The sequence below is a fragment of the Streptomyces ortus genome (assembly GCF_026341275.1).
GTDB classification, from domain to species: Bacteria; Actinomycetota; Actinomycetes; order Streptomycetales; family Streptomycetaceae; genus Streptomyces; species Streptomyces ortus.
Map to the genome: position 1 here is coordinate 4,698,243 of NZ_JAIFZO010000002.1, position 14,788 is coordinate 4,713,030.

A 14,788-nucleotide genomic window follows, 5' to 3' on the forward strand; every position below is an offset into this window, starting at 1 on the left:
TGAGGCGAGGCTCGAAGCAGTGAACGTGCTGGACATCCTGTTGCTGGTCGCCGCCGTGTGGTTCGCGATCGTGGGCTATCGCCAGGGGTTCGTCGTCGGCATCCTGTCGGTGATCGGTTTCCTGGGCGGTGGCCTCGTCGCCGTCTACCTCCTGCCCGTCGTCTGGGGCGCGGTGACGGACGACGCGAAGGTCGATACGACCGCCGCCGTCGTCGCCGTGGTCGTGGTGATCGTCTGCGCCTCCGTCGGCCAGGCCCTCACCACCCACCTGGGCAACAAGCTGCGCCGGTACATCACCTGGTCCCCGGCCCGCGCGCTGGACGCCACGGGGGGCGCCCTCGTCAACGTGGTGGCGATGCTCCTCGTGGCCTGGCTGATCGGCTCGGCCCTCGCCGGTACGACGCTGCCGACGCTCGGCAAGGAGGTCCGCAGTTCCAAGGTGCTGCTCGGAGTGGCGCGCGCCCTGCCCGCCCAGGCCGACACCTGGTTCCAGGGCTTCTCCTCGGTCCTCGCGCGCAACGGCTTCCCGCAGGTCTTCAGCCCCTTCTCGGACGAGCAGATCGACCCGGTGAAGGCACCCGACCCGGCCCTCGCCACGAGCCCGGTCGCCACCCGTGCCCAGCGCTCCATCGTCAAGGTCACCGGCACCGCCCAGAGCTGCGGCAAGGTCCTCGAAGGCACCGGCTTCGTCTTTGGACAGCGCCGCGTGATGACCAACGCGCACGTGGTCGGCGGCGTGGACGAGCCGTACGTCCAGATAGGCGGCGAGGGCAGGCGGCTCGCCGCGAAGGTCGTGCTCTACGACTGGGAGCGCGACATCGCCGTACTCGACGTGCCCGAACTGCAGGCACCCGTCCTGCAGTTCTCCGCCCGGCCGGCGGCCCGGTCGGACGGCGCGATCGTCGCGGGCTTCCCGGAGAACGGCTCGTACACGATCAACGCGGCGCGGGTGCGCGGCCCCATCACGGCCAACGGACCGGACATCTACCACCGGGGCACGGTGAAGCGCGGGGTGTACTCGCTCTTCGCGACCGTGCGCCAGGGCAACTCAGGCGGCCCCCTGCTCACCCCGGACGGCAAGGTGTACGGCGTGGTGTTCGCGAAGTCCCTCGACGATCCCGAGACCGGTTACGCGCTGACCGTGGAGGAGATCCGGGAGGACATCATCAAGGGCCGCACCGCCAACCAGCAGGTGGACAGCGACAGCTGCGCGCTCTAGAGGGCGGGTTCCGGCGCGGGCGGCCCCGTCACACGGGCGGCGCGAGCCCTTGTCCGCACGGGCTGTGCGAGCCGTCTGCCCGCACGGGCCGCGCTGCTGAGGGTTCCTGAGCCGATCAGCCGCGGGGATGACGCAAACGCGCCGAGACCCATCGGGCCCGACGCCTCAGAATGTGCGGGATTCCCAGTCGGGGGTCCGTGCCCTGCAACTGCGGGGCGCCCCTTCGATGAGAACTCAGCCCGCCGATCGAGCGGCGGTTGCGTGCTGCGTCACTGTAGTCGTGCGTCCAGCCCATACACCGACGTCTGCCCCAGCCCCAAGGTCGATAACCGCCCCCACGCCCCCCAATTGGCCTATGCGTGAGGCAATTGGCGTTCGTAGAACAGACGTTCCTGGGACCCGTGTGACACATGGGGCCACAGACCCCGCCGCCGACCGTCGGACCCACGGCGCGACCAGCGGCGTAACCCCCCGTGGGCGTCCCGAACGGCCGTCTCAGCGGTCCGGCTCGGGGTCCTGAAGCCAGTTCACCAATTCGGTGGAGAACGCCACCGGGTCCTCCTCGTGCGGGAAGTGCCCGAGCCCGTCGAACAGCCGCCAGCGGTACGGCGCTTCGACGTACTCCCCGGACCCCGCCGCACTCCGTGTGCGCATCACCGGATCGAGAGATCCGTGCAGATGCAGCGTCGGCACCCGCACCGGCCGCTTCATCCGCCGGTTGAACTGGATGCCGTCGGGACGCGCCATCGAGCGGACCATCCACCGGTAGGGCTCCACCGAGCAGTGCGCGGTCGAGGGGATGAGCATCGCCCGCCGGTACGTCTCCACGACGTCGTCGTCCGGCAGCCGGGGCCCCGACCAGTCGCGGATCAGCCGGCCGACCAGGGCGCCCTCGTCGGCGATCAGTTGGCGCTCCGGGATCCAGGGCCGCTGAAAACCCCACACGTACGAACCGGCCGCGGTCTGCTTCCGGTCCGAGAGCATCGCGGAGCGCCAGCGCCGGGGATGCGGCATCGAGGAGACCACGAGCCTGCGCACCAGCTTGGGGCGCATCACGGCCGCCGTCCACGCCAGATAGCCGCCGAGGTCGTGGCCGACCAGCGCGGCGTCGGGCTCACCGAGTGACCGTACGACCCCGGTGATGTCGAGCGCGAGGTTCGCCGGGTCGTAGCCGCGCGGGGTGCGGTCGCTGCCCCCGACGCCCCGCAGGTCCATGGCGACCGCGCGGAAGCCCGCGTCGGCGAGCGCCACCAGCTGATGCCGCCAGGCCCACCAGAACTGCGGAAAGCCGTGCAGCAGCAGGACCAGCGGCCCGTCACCCAGCTCGGCGATGTGGAAGCGCGCCCCGTTCGCGGCGACATCCCGGTGGATCACCTCTTTGGCGCCGGGTACGTCGAGCCGTACGACAGAGGTGGGTTGCGCCGGGGGTGATTGCCCGGCAGGGAGGGAGGAGCCCGTCATGAGGACGAGCGTGTCACAGCCTCGACTCCCTCGCCGACCCGGTACACGGTGGTCATCTCACGGGGGTGCGGCTTCACGTTCTGCAGAACGGCCGCCGACTCCTTCACCGAGGCCGCCGTCTTCTGCGGGCCCTTCCCCTTCTTGGCCTTCTTCGCGAAGACCACACCGATCAGCGCGAGGACCGCGGCAACCAGCACGTTCGCGGCGAACGACAGCAGGAAGCAGACGGCCATGTTCCAGCCGCTCCAGGTACGGATGCCGTACGCCAGGGCGAAACTCAGCATCGGCAGGGAGAAGATCAGTACCGCGCCGGCCGCGCTGAACGCGCCGCCGCCGACCGCCCCGCGCTTGACGTCCCGCTTGAGCTGCGCCTTCGCCAGCGCGATCTCGTCGTGCACCAGCGCGGACATCTCGGTCGTCGCCGAGGCGAACAGCTGGCCGATGCTGCGTTCGGCGCCGACCGGGCTGCCGTCGGGTGCGCTCATCGCGTTCTCCCTGTTATCTGGGTTATCCGGGTTGTATGGGTTGTCGTGTTTGTCGTGTCGCCGGTGTGGTGACTGTCCGGATGGTGCGGCCGGTGGTTTCGGACCGTCAGGTCTTGGCCGTACCTTTCGGACCGTCTGTGTCAGATCATGCCGGACCGTCGTGCTCCACGCCTGCCCCGCCCGTCACTTCGGCAAGCCTTCGGTGTTCGGCGGCCTTGCGCTCGTAGATCTCGGCCATGCGCAGGTGGTAGGCCGGATCGTCCTGCTCGTACACGTCGGGGACGCCCGAGAGGTCCTCGTCGCGCTCCTCGTCCTCCCACAGCTTTCGGTACCTGGCGTTGCGCATCTTCAGCAGCACGCCCGACAGGACGGTCGCGATCAGGGAGCCCGTCAGGACGGCCGCCTTGACGCCGTCGCTGAGCGCCGGGTCGTCCGCGAAGGCGAGTTCGCCGATGAGCAGCGACACGGTGAAGCCGATGCCCGCGAGGGAGGCGACCGCGAAGACGTCCGGCCAGGCGAGGTCGTCGGAGAGGGACGCGCTGGTGAAGCGGGCCGTCAGCCACGTACCGCCGAAGATCCCGAGCGCCTTGCCGACGACGAGGCCGAGTACGACCCCCAGGGTCTCCGGCTGGGTGAACACGTCGCCGAGCGCGCCGCCCGACACGGCGACCCCGGCGCTGAACAGCGCGAACAGCGGTACGGCCAGTCCGGCCGACAGGGGACGTACGAGATGTTCGACCCGTTCGCCCGGTGAGTGCTCCTCGCCCTCGTCCACGCGGGTGGTGCAGCGCAGCATCAGGCCCATCGCGACGCCGGCGACGGTGGCGTGGATGCCGCTGTTGTACATCAGGCCCCAGACGACCAGGGCGAGCGGCACGTACACGTACCAGCCGCGTACGCCCTTCCTGAGCAACAGCCAGAAGACGGCGAGGCCGGCGACGGCGCCGCCGAGCGCGGCGAAGTTCAGGTCGTCGGTGAAGAAGACCGCGATGATCAGGATGGCGAGGAGGTCGTCGACGACGGCGAGCGTGAGCAGGAAGGCGCGCAGGGCGCTCGGCAGCGACGTACCGAGGACGGCGAGGACGGCGAGCGCGAAGGCGATGTCCGTCGCGGTGGGTACGGCCCAGCCGGCGAGGGAGCCGCCGCCGGTGACGCCGACCAGGGTGTAGACCAGCGCGGGCATCACCATGCCGCAGAGCGCGGCGACGACGGGGAGCGCGGCGGCCCGCGGGTCCCTGAGATCGCCCGCGACCAGTTCGCGCTTGAGCTCGATGCCCGCGACGAAGAAGAAGACCGCGAGGAGCCCGTCGGCGGCCCAGTGCTCGACGGAGAGGTCCAGACCGAGCGCGGCCGGCCCGAGGTGGAAGTCGCGGACGGACTCGTAACTCTCCCGCAGGGGGGTGTTCGCCCAGATCAGCGCGGCGACGGCGGCGATGAGCAGGAGGACGCCGCCGACCGTCTCGGTGCGCAGCGCGTCCGCGACGAAGGTCCGCTCGGGCAGCGAGAGCCGAGCGAGGACCTTGCGGTTCTTGGCGGCCTGGCGGTCATTGTCTGGCGTGGGGGTGGGCGCGGACACGGGGTCGACCTCCGGTCGGTGGGCAGGACGGAGTACATGCCGACCAGACTTCCCGGCGCACCTATGAAACCCCGGGCTCCTTCGGAGCTCGGACGTTGTGTTGTCGCGTGTTTACCTCTTTCGCAGCCTACCCGCGATGGAGAAGGGGCACCCGGCGGGTCCGCCACCGGGTGCCCCAGGGAGGCATGCGTCCGTACGGGACGTGGGTCGGTCCGCGTCCGTACGGGCCCCCTCTCAGTCCTCGCTGGACGCCCCGGGGAGCTTCGTCTGGATGAGGTCCATGACGGTGGAGTCGGTCAGCGTGGTGACGTCACCCAGCTGGCGGTTCTCCGCGACGTCGCGCAGCAGTCGGCGCATGATCTTGCCGGAGCGGGTCTTGGGCAGCTCGGCCACCGGCAGGATCCGCTTCGGTTTGGCGATCGGGCCGAGGGCCTTGCCGACGTGATCGCGCAGCTCGCCCACGAGGGTCTCGGTCTCCGACGCGGAACCGCGCAGGATCACGAAGGCCACGATCGCCTGGCCGGTCGTCTCGTCGGCCGCGCCCACGACGGCCGCCTCGGCGACCGACGGGTGCGAGACGAGCGCCGACTCGACCTCGGTGGTCGAGATGTTGTGCCCGGACACGAGCATCACGTCGTCCACCCGGCCGAGCAGCCAGATGTCGCCGTCGTCGTCCTTCTTGGCACCGTCGCCCGCGAAGTACTTGCCCTCGAAACGCGACCAGTAGGTGTCGATGTAGCGCTGGTCGTCGCCCCAGATGGTGCGCAGCATCGACGGCCACGGCTCGGTCAGGACGAGATAACCGCCGCCGCCGTCGGGGACCTCCCGCGCCTCGTCGTCGACGACCGTCGCGGAGATGCCCGGCAGTGCCCGCTGCGCGGAGCCCGGCTTGGTCTCGGTGACGCCGGGCAGCGGCGAGATCATCATCGCGCCGGTCTCGGTCTGCCACCAGGTGTCCACGATCGGGGTGCGGTCGCCGCCGATGTGCTTGCGGTACCAGACCCACGCCTCGGGGTTGATCGGCTCGCCGACCGAGCCGAGGACCCGCAGGCTCGACAGGTCGAACTTCGCGGGGATGTCGTCGCCCCACTTCATGAACGTCCGGATGGCCGTCGGGGCCGTGTAGAGGATCGTCACACCGTACTTCTGGATGATCTCCCAGAAACGTCCCTGGTGCGGGGTGTCGGGCGTGCCCTCGTACATCACCTGGGTCGCGCCGTTCGCCAGCGGTCCGTAGGTGATGTACGAGTGCCCGGTGACCCAGCCGATGTCGGCGGTGCACCAGTAGACGTCGGTCTCCGGCTTGAGGTCGAAGACGGAGTGGTGCGTGTACGCGGCCTGGGTGAGGTAGCCGCCGGAGGTGTGCAGGATGCCCTTGGGCTTACCCGTCGTCCCGGAGGTGTAGAGGATGAACAGCGGGTGCTCGGCGTCGAACGCCTCGGGCGTGTGCTCGGCGGACTGCTTCTGCGTGATCTCGTGCCACCAGACGTCGCGGCCCTCGGTCCACGCGACGTCCTGGCCGGTACGGCGCACGACGAGCACCTTGGCCACGCCGTCGACCCGGGAGACCGCCTCGTCGACGGCGGGCTTGAGCGCGCTGGGCTTGCCGCGGCGGTAACCGCCGTCGGAGGTGATGACCAGCTTGGCGTCCGCGTCCTGGATGCGGGTGGCGATGGCGTCGGCGGAGAAGCCGCCGAAGACGACCGAGTGCGCGGCGCCGATGCGGGCGCAGGCCAGCATCGAGATGACGGCCTCGGGAATCATCGGGAGGTAGACGGCGACCCGGTCGCCCTTCTCCACTCCCAGCTCGGTCAGGGCGTTGGCCGCCCTGGAGACCTCGTCCTTCAGCTCGGCGTAGGTGATGGCGCGGCTGTCACCCGGCTCGCCCTCGAAGTGGATGGCGACGCGGTCGCCGTGGCCTGCCTCGACATGCCGGTCCACGCAGTTGTACGCGACGTTGAGCTTGCCGTCCTGGAACCACTTCGCGAACGGAGGGTTCGACCAGTCCAGGGTCTCGGTCGGCTCGGTGGCCCAGGTCAGCCGACGGGCCTGCTCGGCCCAGAAGCCGAGCCTGTCAGCCTTGGCCTGCTCGTACGCCTCCGCGGTGACGTTGGCGTTCGCGGCCAGGTCGGCGGGCGGCGCGAACCTGCGTTCTTCCTTGAGCAGGTTGGAGAGGGAGGACGGCTCACTCATACTTCCCCCTCCTCGCTCAGCAGGTTGGCCAGGCTTTCGTTGCTCACGACATCTCCCTTGCGGTGCTGTGCCAGGGGCGCCCCTTGTGTCCCGAGCCACAGCTCATCAGACACGGCCCCTGGTGACAAGGGTCGTCCGAGAATTGGTTTAGACCTGTGTGCCGGATCGGGTGCGGGATCCTGTGTGCGTGTGGCCTGCCCGCGGACAAGGGCGGCCACACGTTCTCACGGACGAGGGAGTCGAGCGGTTCAGGCCGGGGGCGTGGAGCGGTCCTGGCCGGGGGCTGTCGCGCGGAGCCGGCGCTTCAGCCCCCGGGCGCCTTACAGGGCCGTCGCCGCGACCCGGTCGAAAAACTCACCCTCCTCTTCGTCGCGGGTGGCGGCCTCCGTGAGGAGGTAGGCCTGGGCCTCGCCCACGTGGAAGTACATCCCGTGCAGTTCGAGCACGCCCTCCCGCAGCGCCCGGGCCACCGACTCGTGTGCCCGCAGGTGCTCCAGCTGCTGTACGACGTTGGTGAGGCAGAGCTGCTCGGTGGTGTCGGCGGGCGCGCGTCCGGCGATCCGGGTCCAGGGCCGGTCCTGGGCGGTCATGCGCTCCACGCTCGGCAGTCCGTGCCGCAGCCACCGCTTCAGCGGTGTCTGCGCGCCTCCCGGTTCGGTGTTCATCAGCGCCTGCATCGCCCCGCATCCGGAGTGCCCGCACACGGTGATGGACCGCACCCGCAGCACCTCCACCGCGTACTCGATCGCGGCGGCCACCGAGTCGTCGCCGCTCTCCTCACCGGGCGGCGGCACCAGATTGCCGACGTTGCGTACGACGAAGAGGTCACCGGGGCCGCTGGAGGTGATCATCGATGTGACCAGCCGGGAGTCGGCACAGGTCAGGAAGAGTTGCGAGGGCTGCTGCCCCTCCCGGGCGAGCCGGGCCAGCTCGCCGCGCACCAGGGGTGCGGTGTTGCGCTGGAACGTGCTGATGCCGCTGGCCAGTTGATGCCCGCTGCGGTGCCCGCCGGGCGGTGGTGTCTCGGGGCTTTCGCAGTGGTGGTTGCGCCAGGGCGTCCAGGGACGGCAGTGGCAGTGCGCCGTCTGCCCGTCGTCGTCCTTGAGGTGCGGCTCCGCGAGCCGGGCTCCGGTGCGCCCGGTCAGTTCGACTGAGCCGCCCCGGTTGGTGTGCGAGCTCTGCCAGTCGTGCAGCGACTCGTACGCGGCGTGGTCCATGAAGGAGCCGTCCAGCTCGATCACGGCCTCGGCTCCCGGCGGCACCAGGTGCAGTGCTCGGCTGAGGCGGGGCACGGCGAGGAACGTCAACTGACCGCGCACGCGCACGTGGTGGACGCCGTCCGGGCCCACCGAGCGGGTGATCCGCGTCCGGGTGAGGCGGTGCAGGGCGACGCCGACGGCCATGGCGATCCCGAGCGCGACGCCCTCCAGGACTCCGAGGACGACGACGCCGAGGGTGGTGACGGCGTACACCAGCACCTCTCGGTGGCGGGTGACCGTGCGGATGTGGTGCAGGGACACCATCTGGATGCCGACGGCCATCACCAGGGAGGCCAGTGCGGCGAGGGGGATCAGCTCCAGGAGCGGCACCATCAGCAGTGCGGCCACCGTGATCCAGACGCCGTGCAGCATGGTGGAATTCCGGCTGAGGGCGCCCGCCCGGACGTTCGCCGAGCTCCGTACGGCCACGCCCGCGACGGGGAGCCCGCCGAGCGTGCCGGAGACGATGTTGGCGGCGCCCTGCCCGAGCAGCTCGCGGTCGAGGTCCGACCGCCCCTGCTGGGCCGGCCGTCTGGCCGTGAGCTTGTCCACGGCGACGGCGCCCAGGAGCGACTGGACACTGCACACGAGTGTGGTGGTGAGCACGGCGGCGATGATCCCGAGCACCGGACCCTCGGGCAGCCCGGCCAGCGCGTGACTCCGCCAGGACGGCAGGTCGACCTTGGGGAGGGTCAGCGAGGCGAGGGCGGCCGTCGTGGTGGCCGCGGCGACGGCGACGAGCGCGGCCGGAACGGTGCGCACCAGCTGCCCCACGCGCCCGGGGATGCGAGGCCAGGCCAGCAGAACGGACAGCGTCAGCGCGCTCATCGACATCGCTGCCAGCTGGGGGTGCGCCAACTGGGCGGGCAGCGCCCGGAGGTTGTCGACGACCGAGCTGCTCGGGGATCCGCCGAGCACGATGTGCAGCTGGGCGACGGCGATGGTGATGCCGATGCCGGCCAGCATGCCGTGCACGATCGCGGGGCTGACGGCCAGCGCGGAACGGGCCACCCGCAGGAAGCCCAGGCCGACCTGGAACAGTCCGGCGAGGACGGTGATGGCGCAGGTCGCACGCCAGCCGTACTGGTGAATGAGATCGGCGGTCACCACGGTGAGTCCCGCGGCGGGTCCGCTGACCTGGAGCGGTGAGCCGCCGAGCCGGCCGGCCACCAGCCCGCCGACGGCGGCGGCCACGAGCCCCGCCTGCAGCGGTGCTCCGGTCGCGAGGGCGATGCCCAGGGACAGCGGCAGCGCGATCAGGAAGACGGCGACCGACGCCGACAGGTCGGCGGCCGTGATCCGGGGGAGCCGAGGAGGCCTCGGAAGGCGGGAGATGCGTGGGATCCGGGAAGTACGGCGGGTGGACGGCTTGGGGCTGGGCGGCGAGGGGCTGTGCGGCCGCCCCTCGTCCGGGGTGTGCGAAGAGTCGTCGGTGCGAGTGGGGACGAAGGCAGTCATGGTTCCCGTCTCCTCCGGGGCTACGCGGTCGCTTGGGGGCGCGGCCGTGGGTCACGGCGTACAGCGGCGGGATTTATCAACGCTCGGTAAATGAATCGTAATGGAGAGTAAAGGACGTGTCAGGAAAAATCGCGCAAATAGTCCAACGGTTCATTCCGGAGGGTGATTAGTCATTTTGATCGGCTTGTCGTACCACCTCCTTCCGGGACCCCTGCGATCTTGACGTCGCCGTCTGTTTTGTCCCGATCGAAGGAAGAAGGTGGGCGGAGCATGGCCGCCACTCAGAGGTTCACCACGGGCGCCGCCGTCGTCGCGGTCTGTGCCGCCGCGCTCGCCGGATGCGGGATCGGCGACACCGGCGCCGGTAAGGGCACGCGGGGCGAGGGGGCTCACGAGGGGGGCGCGCACGGCGATGGCGCGCACGGTGCCAAGAAGGGCGTGGGTGCTCCGGCGCCGAAGAACCCGGTCCGGCTGATCGGCGACGGCTCCACCGCGTTCACCGGCGCGCAGCCGCACCTGCCCCGGGCCGCGAAGCTGCGGCCGGGGCAGCGACCGCCGCAGTTCGTGGTCTTCTCCTGGGACGGGGCCGGCGAGGACAGCCAGAAGCTGTTCTCGCACTTCCGCAAGGTGGCCAAGGAGAACCGGGCGACCATGACGTACTTCCTCAGCGGCGTGTACATGCTTCCGGAGGGCAAGCGCGACCTGTACCGGCCGCCGCAGCACTCACCCGGGCGCTCCGACATCGGCTTCAACGACGACCAGGGCATCCGGGACACCGTGAAGCAGCTGCGCGGCGCCTGGCTCGAGGGCAGTGAGATCGGCACGCACTTCAACGGCCACTTCTGCGGCAGCGGCGGCGGGGTGGGCGAGTGGTCGGTCGGGGAGTGGAAGGACGAGATCGCCCAGGCCAAGTCCTTCGTCAAATCATGGAAGACCAACACCGGTACGTCGAAGGGCTCCCCGCTGCCCTTCGACTACGACAAGGAGCTCATCGGCGCCCGCACGCCCTGTCTGGAGGGGCAGAAGAACTTCATGCGGGCCGCCCGCGAGCTCGGCTTCCGCTACGACACCAGCGGCGTCAACGACCAGGTCTGGCCCAAGAAGAAGGCGGGTCTGTGGGATCTGTCGATGCAGCTCGTCCCGGTCCCGGGCCGCGGGTTCGAGACGCTGACCATGGACTACAACTTCATGGTCAACCAGTCGGGCACCGCCTCCCAGGGCGATCCCGGCAAGCACGAGTACTGGGGCGACCAGATGCGCGACGGCCTGCTCAAGGGCTTCTCCCGCGCCTACCGGGGCAACCGTGCGCCCCTGATCATCGGCAACCACTTCGAGTCCTGGAACGGCGGCACGTACATGCGGGCCGTCGAGGAGACCATCGAGCGCGTCTGCACCAAGCGTGAGGTGCGGTGTGTCTCCTTCCGGCAGCTCGCCGACTGGCTCGACGCCCAGGACCCCAAGACCCTCGACAAACTCCGCACGCTGAAGGTGGGTGAGTCCCCGAAGCAGGACTGGGCGTCGTTCCTGTCGGACCGGTCGGCTCCGGCTCCGGCCCCGAAGGGAGTGCCGGGCGCCCCGGCCGTCAAGCCGTAGGCGTGTCCGCGAAGTCCCGTCGTCCGCACGCGGGGCAGACGGGACTTTACGGACACGGCCTGGCGCCGGGCCGCCGTGCGGCTCACGCCGTGGCGGTCTCGGCCTCCCGCAGGACGAACGCGGGGTCGACCTGGGCGGCCAGGTCGGCTCCCGTGCGCTCATTGCCCCACGACTGGGCGTTCTTCAGATGGAAGTGCACCATCTGCCGTGTGTAGCGCTCCCAGTCGCGCTGCCCGTAGGTCGCGTCGGCAGCCGCCTGGAGAGCGCTCAGCGCACGGCGGTTGCCGTCCTCCAGCTGCTCGAACCGGGGCGGACGGCCCTTCTCCATGGCGCGCACCCAGTCCGAGTGGCCGACCGTCAGCAGCAGATCGTCGCCGACCTCGTCCTTGAGGAAGTCGATGTCGTCCTGGCCCTGCACCTTGTTGCCCACGACCTTCAGGGTGACACCGAAGTCGCGCGCGTACTCCTTGTACTGGCGGTAGACCGAGATGCCCTTACGGGTGGGCTCCGCGACGAGGAACGTGATGTCGAAGCGGGTGAACATGCCGGACGCGAAGGAGTCCGAGCCTGCCGTCATGTCCACCACGACGTACTCGTCGGGGCCGTCGACGAGGTGGTTCAGGCAGAGCTCCACCGCTCCGGTCTTGGAGTGGTAGCAGGCCACCCCCAGGTCGGCCTCGGTGAACGGGCCGGTGACCATCAGACGAACGGCGCCGCCGTCGAGTTCCACCGGCCGCGCGCAGGCCTCGTACACCGGGTTGTCCTCGCGTACCCGCAGGAGCCGGGAGCCCTCGCCGGGCGGGGTGGTCTTGATCATCGTCTGGGCGGAGGTGATGCGGGGGTTGGCGCCGCGCAGGTAGTCCTTGATGAGGGTCAGGCGGTCGCCCATGGCGGGCAGGTTCCGCGCCTCGGTGTCGGTGAGGCCGAGTGCGGGGCCGAGGTGCTGGTTGATGTCGGCGTCCACCGCGACGACCGGCGATCCGGTGGTCGCGAGGTGACGTACGAAGAGCGAGGACAGGGTGGTCTTGCCACTGCCGCCCTTCCCAACGAAAGCAATTTTCATGTTCATGTAGCGTAGTGGTGCCCCTGTGCCGAAGGGCTGCCGGACGTGAAGAAGACCACTCGTTCGTGGGCCACGGGCCGGGGTGCGTAGTGTCGTACTCATGAGTACGACAGGAGCGAGTGCGACAGGTGCGAACGTCGACCCCCTAGCGGCGCTTGCCTCACTGCCCGGCGTGGCCGAATCCGTGGAGTCCGTGCGCAAGGCCGTGGACCGGGTCTACGGGCACCGCATCATGCGGCGTCGCAGCAACGAGATCACCGGGGAGGCCGCACTGCGGGGCTCCCGTGGATCCGCCGCGCTGTCCGGTGCGGACTGGGCCCTCGAAGAGGTACGCCGAAGGGCCGACTTCAGCGGGGACGACCAGGCCAGGGTGGTGGGCGCGGCCCTCAGGCTGACCGCCGAGTCGGGCGAACTCCTGTCCATCTGGCGGCAGTCGCCCTTGCGGGTGCTGGCCAGGCTGCACCTGGTGGCCGCCGCCGACAACGGGGACGCCGTCGGCCGTCCGCGACGGGACGGGGAGACCGCTACGGAGACCCCGGCGGCCGGCGCCGCGGGGCCGCCGCTGATCGGGCTTCCGCTGCCGGACGCCGACGAGGTCGCGGGCCGGCTGGACGGTCTGGCGCGGCTGGTCATCGCGGGGAGTTCGGCGCCCGCCCTGGTGACCGCCGCCGTGGTGCACGGCGAACTGCTCGCGCTGCGCCCTTTCACCTCCCACAACGGCCTCGTCGCGCGCGCGGCCGAACGCATCGTCCTCATCGGCAGCGGTCTCGACCCCAAGTCGGTCTGCCCGCCGGAGGTCGGCCACGCGGAACTCGGCCGCGCGGCCTACGCCGCCGCTCTCGACGGCTATGCCTCGGGCACTCCGGACGGGATGGCGGCCTGGATCGCCCACTGCGGCAGGGCGGTCGAACTCGGCGCCAGGGAGTCGACGGCCGTGTGCGAGGCGCTGCAACGAGGCGCTGCGTAGGTCCGGAGCGAGGGCCCAGGTCCCCCTGCACAGAGTTGCGGCGGTACGGAGTCCGTACCGCCGCTCGGCATGTCCATCGGGTTACCAAGCGTCCTCGGAATGTTGCCCATCAGGTCGGGAACTGTTGCCCGTCGCCTGGTGCGGCTGGCCCGTAATCGACGGGTCGACGTCGCGTGGGTGCCCGGTGTTCATGCGCGGTCCGTGGGGCCTCGGTTGCGGTTGAAGGTGTTCCTTTCGGATGTCCTTGGTCTCGCGGGCCGTTAATTCCTTTGTACTCCTGGTCCCAGGGAAGCGGAACCCCCCGCTGTACTTCTTTACTTTTGCTGCCAAAACCGAGCGAATCGGGCGACGGAGCTGGACTGGCCCCGGTGTGAAGGGGTCAGCTCACCGTCGCGCGGCGCCTGCTGGCGTACCAGACGAGCCCCGCGGTGGCCGCTGCCGCCCCTATGGCCGCCGCCGCGACGATGGCCGGCCGGGGCGTCACGGACAGCCGCTGCTTGAGGCGCACGGGGTGGTTGAAGTCGAGGACGGGCCACGCGCGCGTGAGGGCCTCGCGGCGCAGCGCGCGGTCCGGGTTCACCGCGTGGGGGTGGCCGACCGCCGCGAGCATCGGAATGTCGGTCGCCGAGTCGCTGTAGGCGTAGCAGCGCGACAGGTCGTACCCCTCGGACGCGGCCAGCTCCTTGACGGCCTCGGCCTTCGTGGGGCCGTACGCGTAGTACTCCACCTCGCCCGTGAAGCAGCCGTCGTCGCCCACGACCATCCGGGTGGCCACCACCCGGTCGGCGCCGAGGAGTTCACCGATCGGCTCGACGACCTCCGCGCCGGAGGTCGAGACGATCACGACGTCGCGCCCGGCGGTGTGGTGCTCCTCGATGAGGGAGGCGGCCTCGTCGTAGATGATCGGGTCGATCAGGTCGTGCAGGGTCTCGGCGACGATCTCCTTCACCTGCTGGACGTTCCAGCCGCGGCACAGTGCGGAGAGGTACTCGCGCATCCGCTCCATCTGGTCGTGGTCGGCGCCGCCCGCGAGGAACACGAACTGGGCATATGCGGTACGCAACACCGCCCGGCGGTTGATCAGACCGCCTTGGTAGAACGACTTGCTGAAGGTGAGCGTGCTGGACTTCGCAATGACCGTCTTGTCCAGGTCAAAGAAGGCCGCTGTACGAGGCAAGGAGTGGTTTTCCACGGGTTGAGCATATGCGCCCGCCATTCGGGCTAGTGTGGGACGTGTGGGTTTGCCTGAGAGAGCTCTCGGGTACACCATGGAAGTCACGGATCGTTCGCGACCGTGCTAACCCGGTTTGGCTCCTCCCCCCCCGAGTCAAACCGTGGGGACGACCCCCGCTCTCCCCCCCGGCGGGGGTCGTCGCATGTCCGGATGGGTTTTCCCGTCCGTTGTCGAGAGCGCCGGGTCCCGCACTGCGGGACCCGGCGTTTCTCTGTCTCCGCACAGGATTCGTCACCGTGCGTAGCTGTGGGGATCGAGCTCAGGAAGTCGCACAAGGGTC

Annotated in this window: 11 protein-coding genes; 3 read left to right on the plus strand and 8 right to left on the minus strand. The window is 70.0% G+C overall.

Going from position 1 to position 14,788, the window contains the following annotated elements; genetic code table 11:
• Positions 1-19: 19 nt before the first annotated feature.
• Entirely contained in the window at positions 20-1,219 is a 1,200-nt protein-coding gene (locus K3769_RS24165; protein WP_267028440.1) for a MarP family serine protease, read from the plus strand.
• A gap of 115 nt (positions 1,220-1,334) precedes the next feature.
• Here K3769_RS24165 and K3769_RS24170 read toward each other — a convergent pair whose 3' ends face one another.
• From K3769_RS24170 to K3769_RS24195, 6 genes are all read right to left on the minus strand, one after another.
• Positions 1,335-1,514 (minus strand): hypothetical protein, encoded by a 180-nt coding sequence (locus K3769_RS24170; protein ID WP_107018148.1) that lies wholly within the window; start codon positions 1,512-1,514, stop codon positions 1,335-1,337.
• Between the two features lie 200 nt (positions 1,515-1,714).
• Positions 1,715-2,680: an alpha/beta fold hydrolase gene (locus K3769_RS24175; protein WP_267028441.1), complete on the minus strand. Its 966-nt coding sequence runs from the start codon at positions 2,678-2,680 to the stop codon at positions 1,715-1,717.
• The gene (locus K3769_RS24180; protein ID WP_267028442.1) at positions 2,677-3,165 is read right to left on the minus strand and encodes a phage holin family protein; all 489 of its coding nucleotides are present in this window, start codon (positions 3,163-3,165) and stop codon (positions 2,677-2,679) included. Before K3769_RS24180 ends, K3769_RS24175 begins: the two co-directional genes overlap by 4 nt.
• A gap of 145 nt (positions 3,166-3,310) precedes the next feature.
• Complete coding sequence (gene nhaA / locus K3769_RS24185; protein ID WP_267028443.1) at positions 3,311-4,741, minus strand: Na+/H+ antiporter NhaA; 1,431 nt, start codon at positions 4,739-4,741, stop codon at positions 3,311-3,313.
• Between the two features lie 234 nt (positions 4,742-4,975).
• Entirely contained in the window at positions 4,976-6,934 is a 1,959-nt protein-coding gene (gene acs, locus K3769_RS24190; RefSeq protein WP_267028444.1) for an acetate--CoA ligase, read from the minus strand.
• Positions 6,935-7,254: 320 nt separating this feature from the next.
• On the minus strand, positions 7,255-9,651 hold the full coding sequence (locus K3769_RS24195; RefSeq protein ID WP_267028445.1) for a bifunctional SulP family inorganic anion transporter/carbonic anhydrase: 2,397 nt from the start codon (positions 9,649-9,651) through the stop codon (positions 7,255-7,257).
• Positions 9,652-9,921: 270 nt separating this feature from the next.
• Between K3769_RS24195 and K3769_RS24200 the strand changes: the two genes are divergently transcribed.
• Positions 9,922-11,244: a polysaccharide deacetylase family protein gene (locus K3769_RS24200; protein WP_267028446.1), complete on the plus strand. Its 1,323-nt coding sequence runs from the start codon at positions 9,922-9,924 to the stop codon at positions 11,242-11,244.
• A gap of 82 nt (positions 11,245-11,326) precedes the next feature.
• Here the strand turns inward: K3769_RS24200 and K3769_RS24205 are convergent, their stop codons facing one another.
• Positions 11,327-12,307 carry an ATP-binding protein gene (locus K3769_RS24205; RefSeq protein ID WP_267028447.1) on the minus strand — a complete coding sequence of 327 codons (981 nt, stop codon included), beginning with the start codon at positions 12,305-12,307 and terminating at the stop codon, positions 11,327-11,329.
• A gap of 100 nt (positions 12,308-12,407) precedes the next feature.
• On the opposite strand from K3769_RS24205, the gene K3769_RS24210 reads away from it, so the two are divergent.
• Positions 12,408-13,274 carry a Fic family protein gene (locus K3769_RS24210; protein ID WP_267028448.1) on the plus strand — a complete coding sequence of 289 codons (867 nt, stop codon included), beginning with the start codon at positions 12,408-12,410 and terminating at the stop codon, positions 13,272-13,274.
• Positions 13,275-13,653: 379 nt separating this feature from the next.
• Here K3769_RS24210 and K3769_RS24215 read toward each other — a convergent pair whose 3' ends face one another.
• Complete coding sequence (locus K3769_RS24215; RefSeq protein ID WP_267028449.1) at positions 13,654-14,490, minus strand: HAD family hydrolase; 837 nt, start codon at positions 14,488-14,490, stop codon at positions 13,654-13,656.
• Positions 14,491-14,788 lie beyond the last annotated feature (298 nt).

What these genes read in the sequence shown, in the direction of transcription:
- K3769_RS24180 (WP_267028442.1), bottom strand. Translation starts at nt 3,165, where the DNA reads ATGAGCGCACCCGACGGCAGCCCGGTCGGCGCCGAACGCAGCATCGGC.
- K3769_RS24170 (WP_107018148.1), bottom strand. Translation starts at nt 1,514, where the DNA reads ATGGGCTGGACGCACGACTACAGTGACGCAGCACGCAACCGCCGCTCG.
- K3769_RS24175 (WP_267028441.1), bottom strand. Translation starts at nt 2,680, where the DNA reads ATGACGGGCTCCTCCCTCCCTGCCGGGCAATCACCCCCGGCGCAACCC.
- K3769_RS24195 (WP_267028445.1), bottom strand. Translation starts at nt 9,651, where the DNA reads ATGACTGCCTTCGTCCCCACTCGCACCGACGACTCTTCGCACACCCCG.
- K3769_RS24210 (WP_267028448.1), top strand. Translation starts at nt 12,408, where the DNA reads ATGAGTACGACAGGAGCGAGTGCGACAGGTGCGAACGTCGACCCCCTA.
- K3769_RS24205 (WP_267028447.1), bottom strand. Translation starts at nt 12,307, where the DNA reads ATGAAAATTGCTTTCGTTGGGAAGGGCGGCAGTGGCAAGACCACCCTG.
- acs (WP_267028444.1), bottom strand. Translation starts at nt 6,934, where the DNA reads ATGAGTGAGCCGTCCTCCCTCTCCAACCTGCTCAAGGAAGAACGCAGG.
- K3769_RS24200 (WP_267028446.1), top strand. Translation starts at nt 9,922, where the DNA reads ATGGCCGCCACTCAGAGGTTCACCACGGGCGCCGCCGTCGTCGCGGTC.
- K3769_RS24215 (WP_267028449.1), bottom strand. Translation starts at nt 14,490, where the DNA reads ATGGCGGGCGCATATGCTCAACCCGTGGAAAACCACTCCTTGCCTCGT.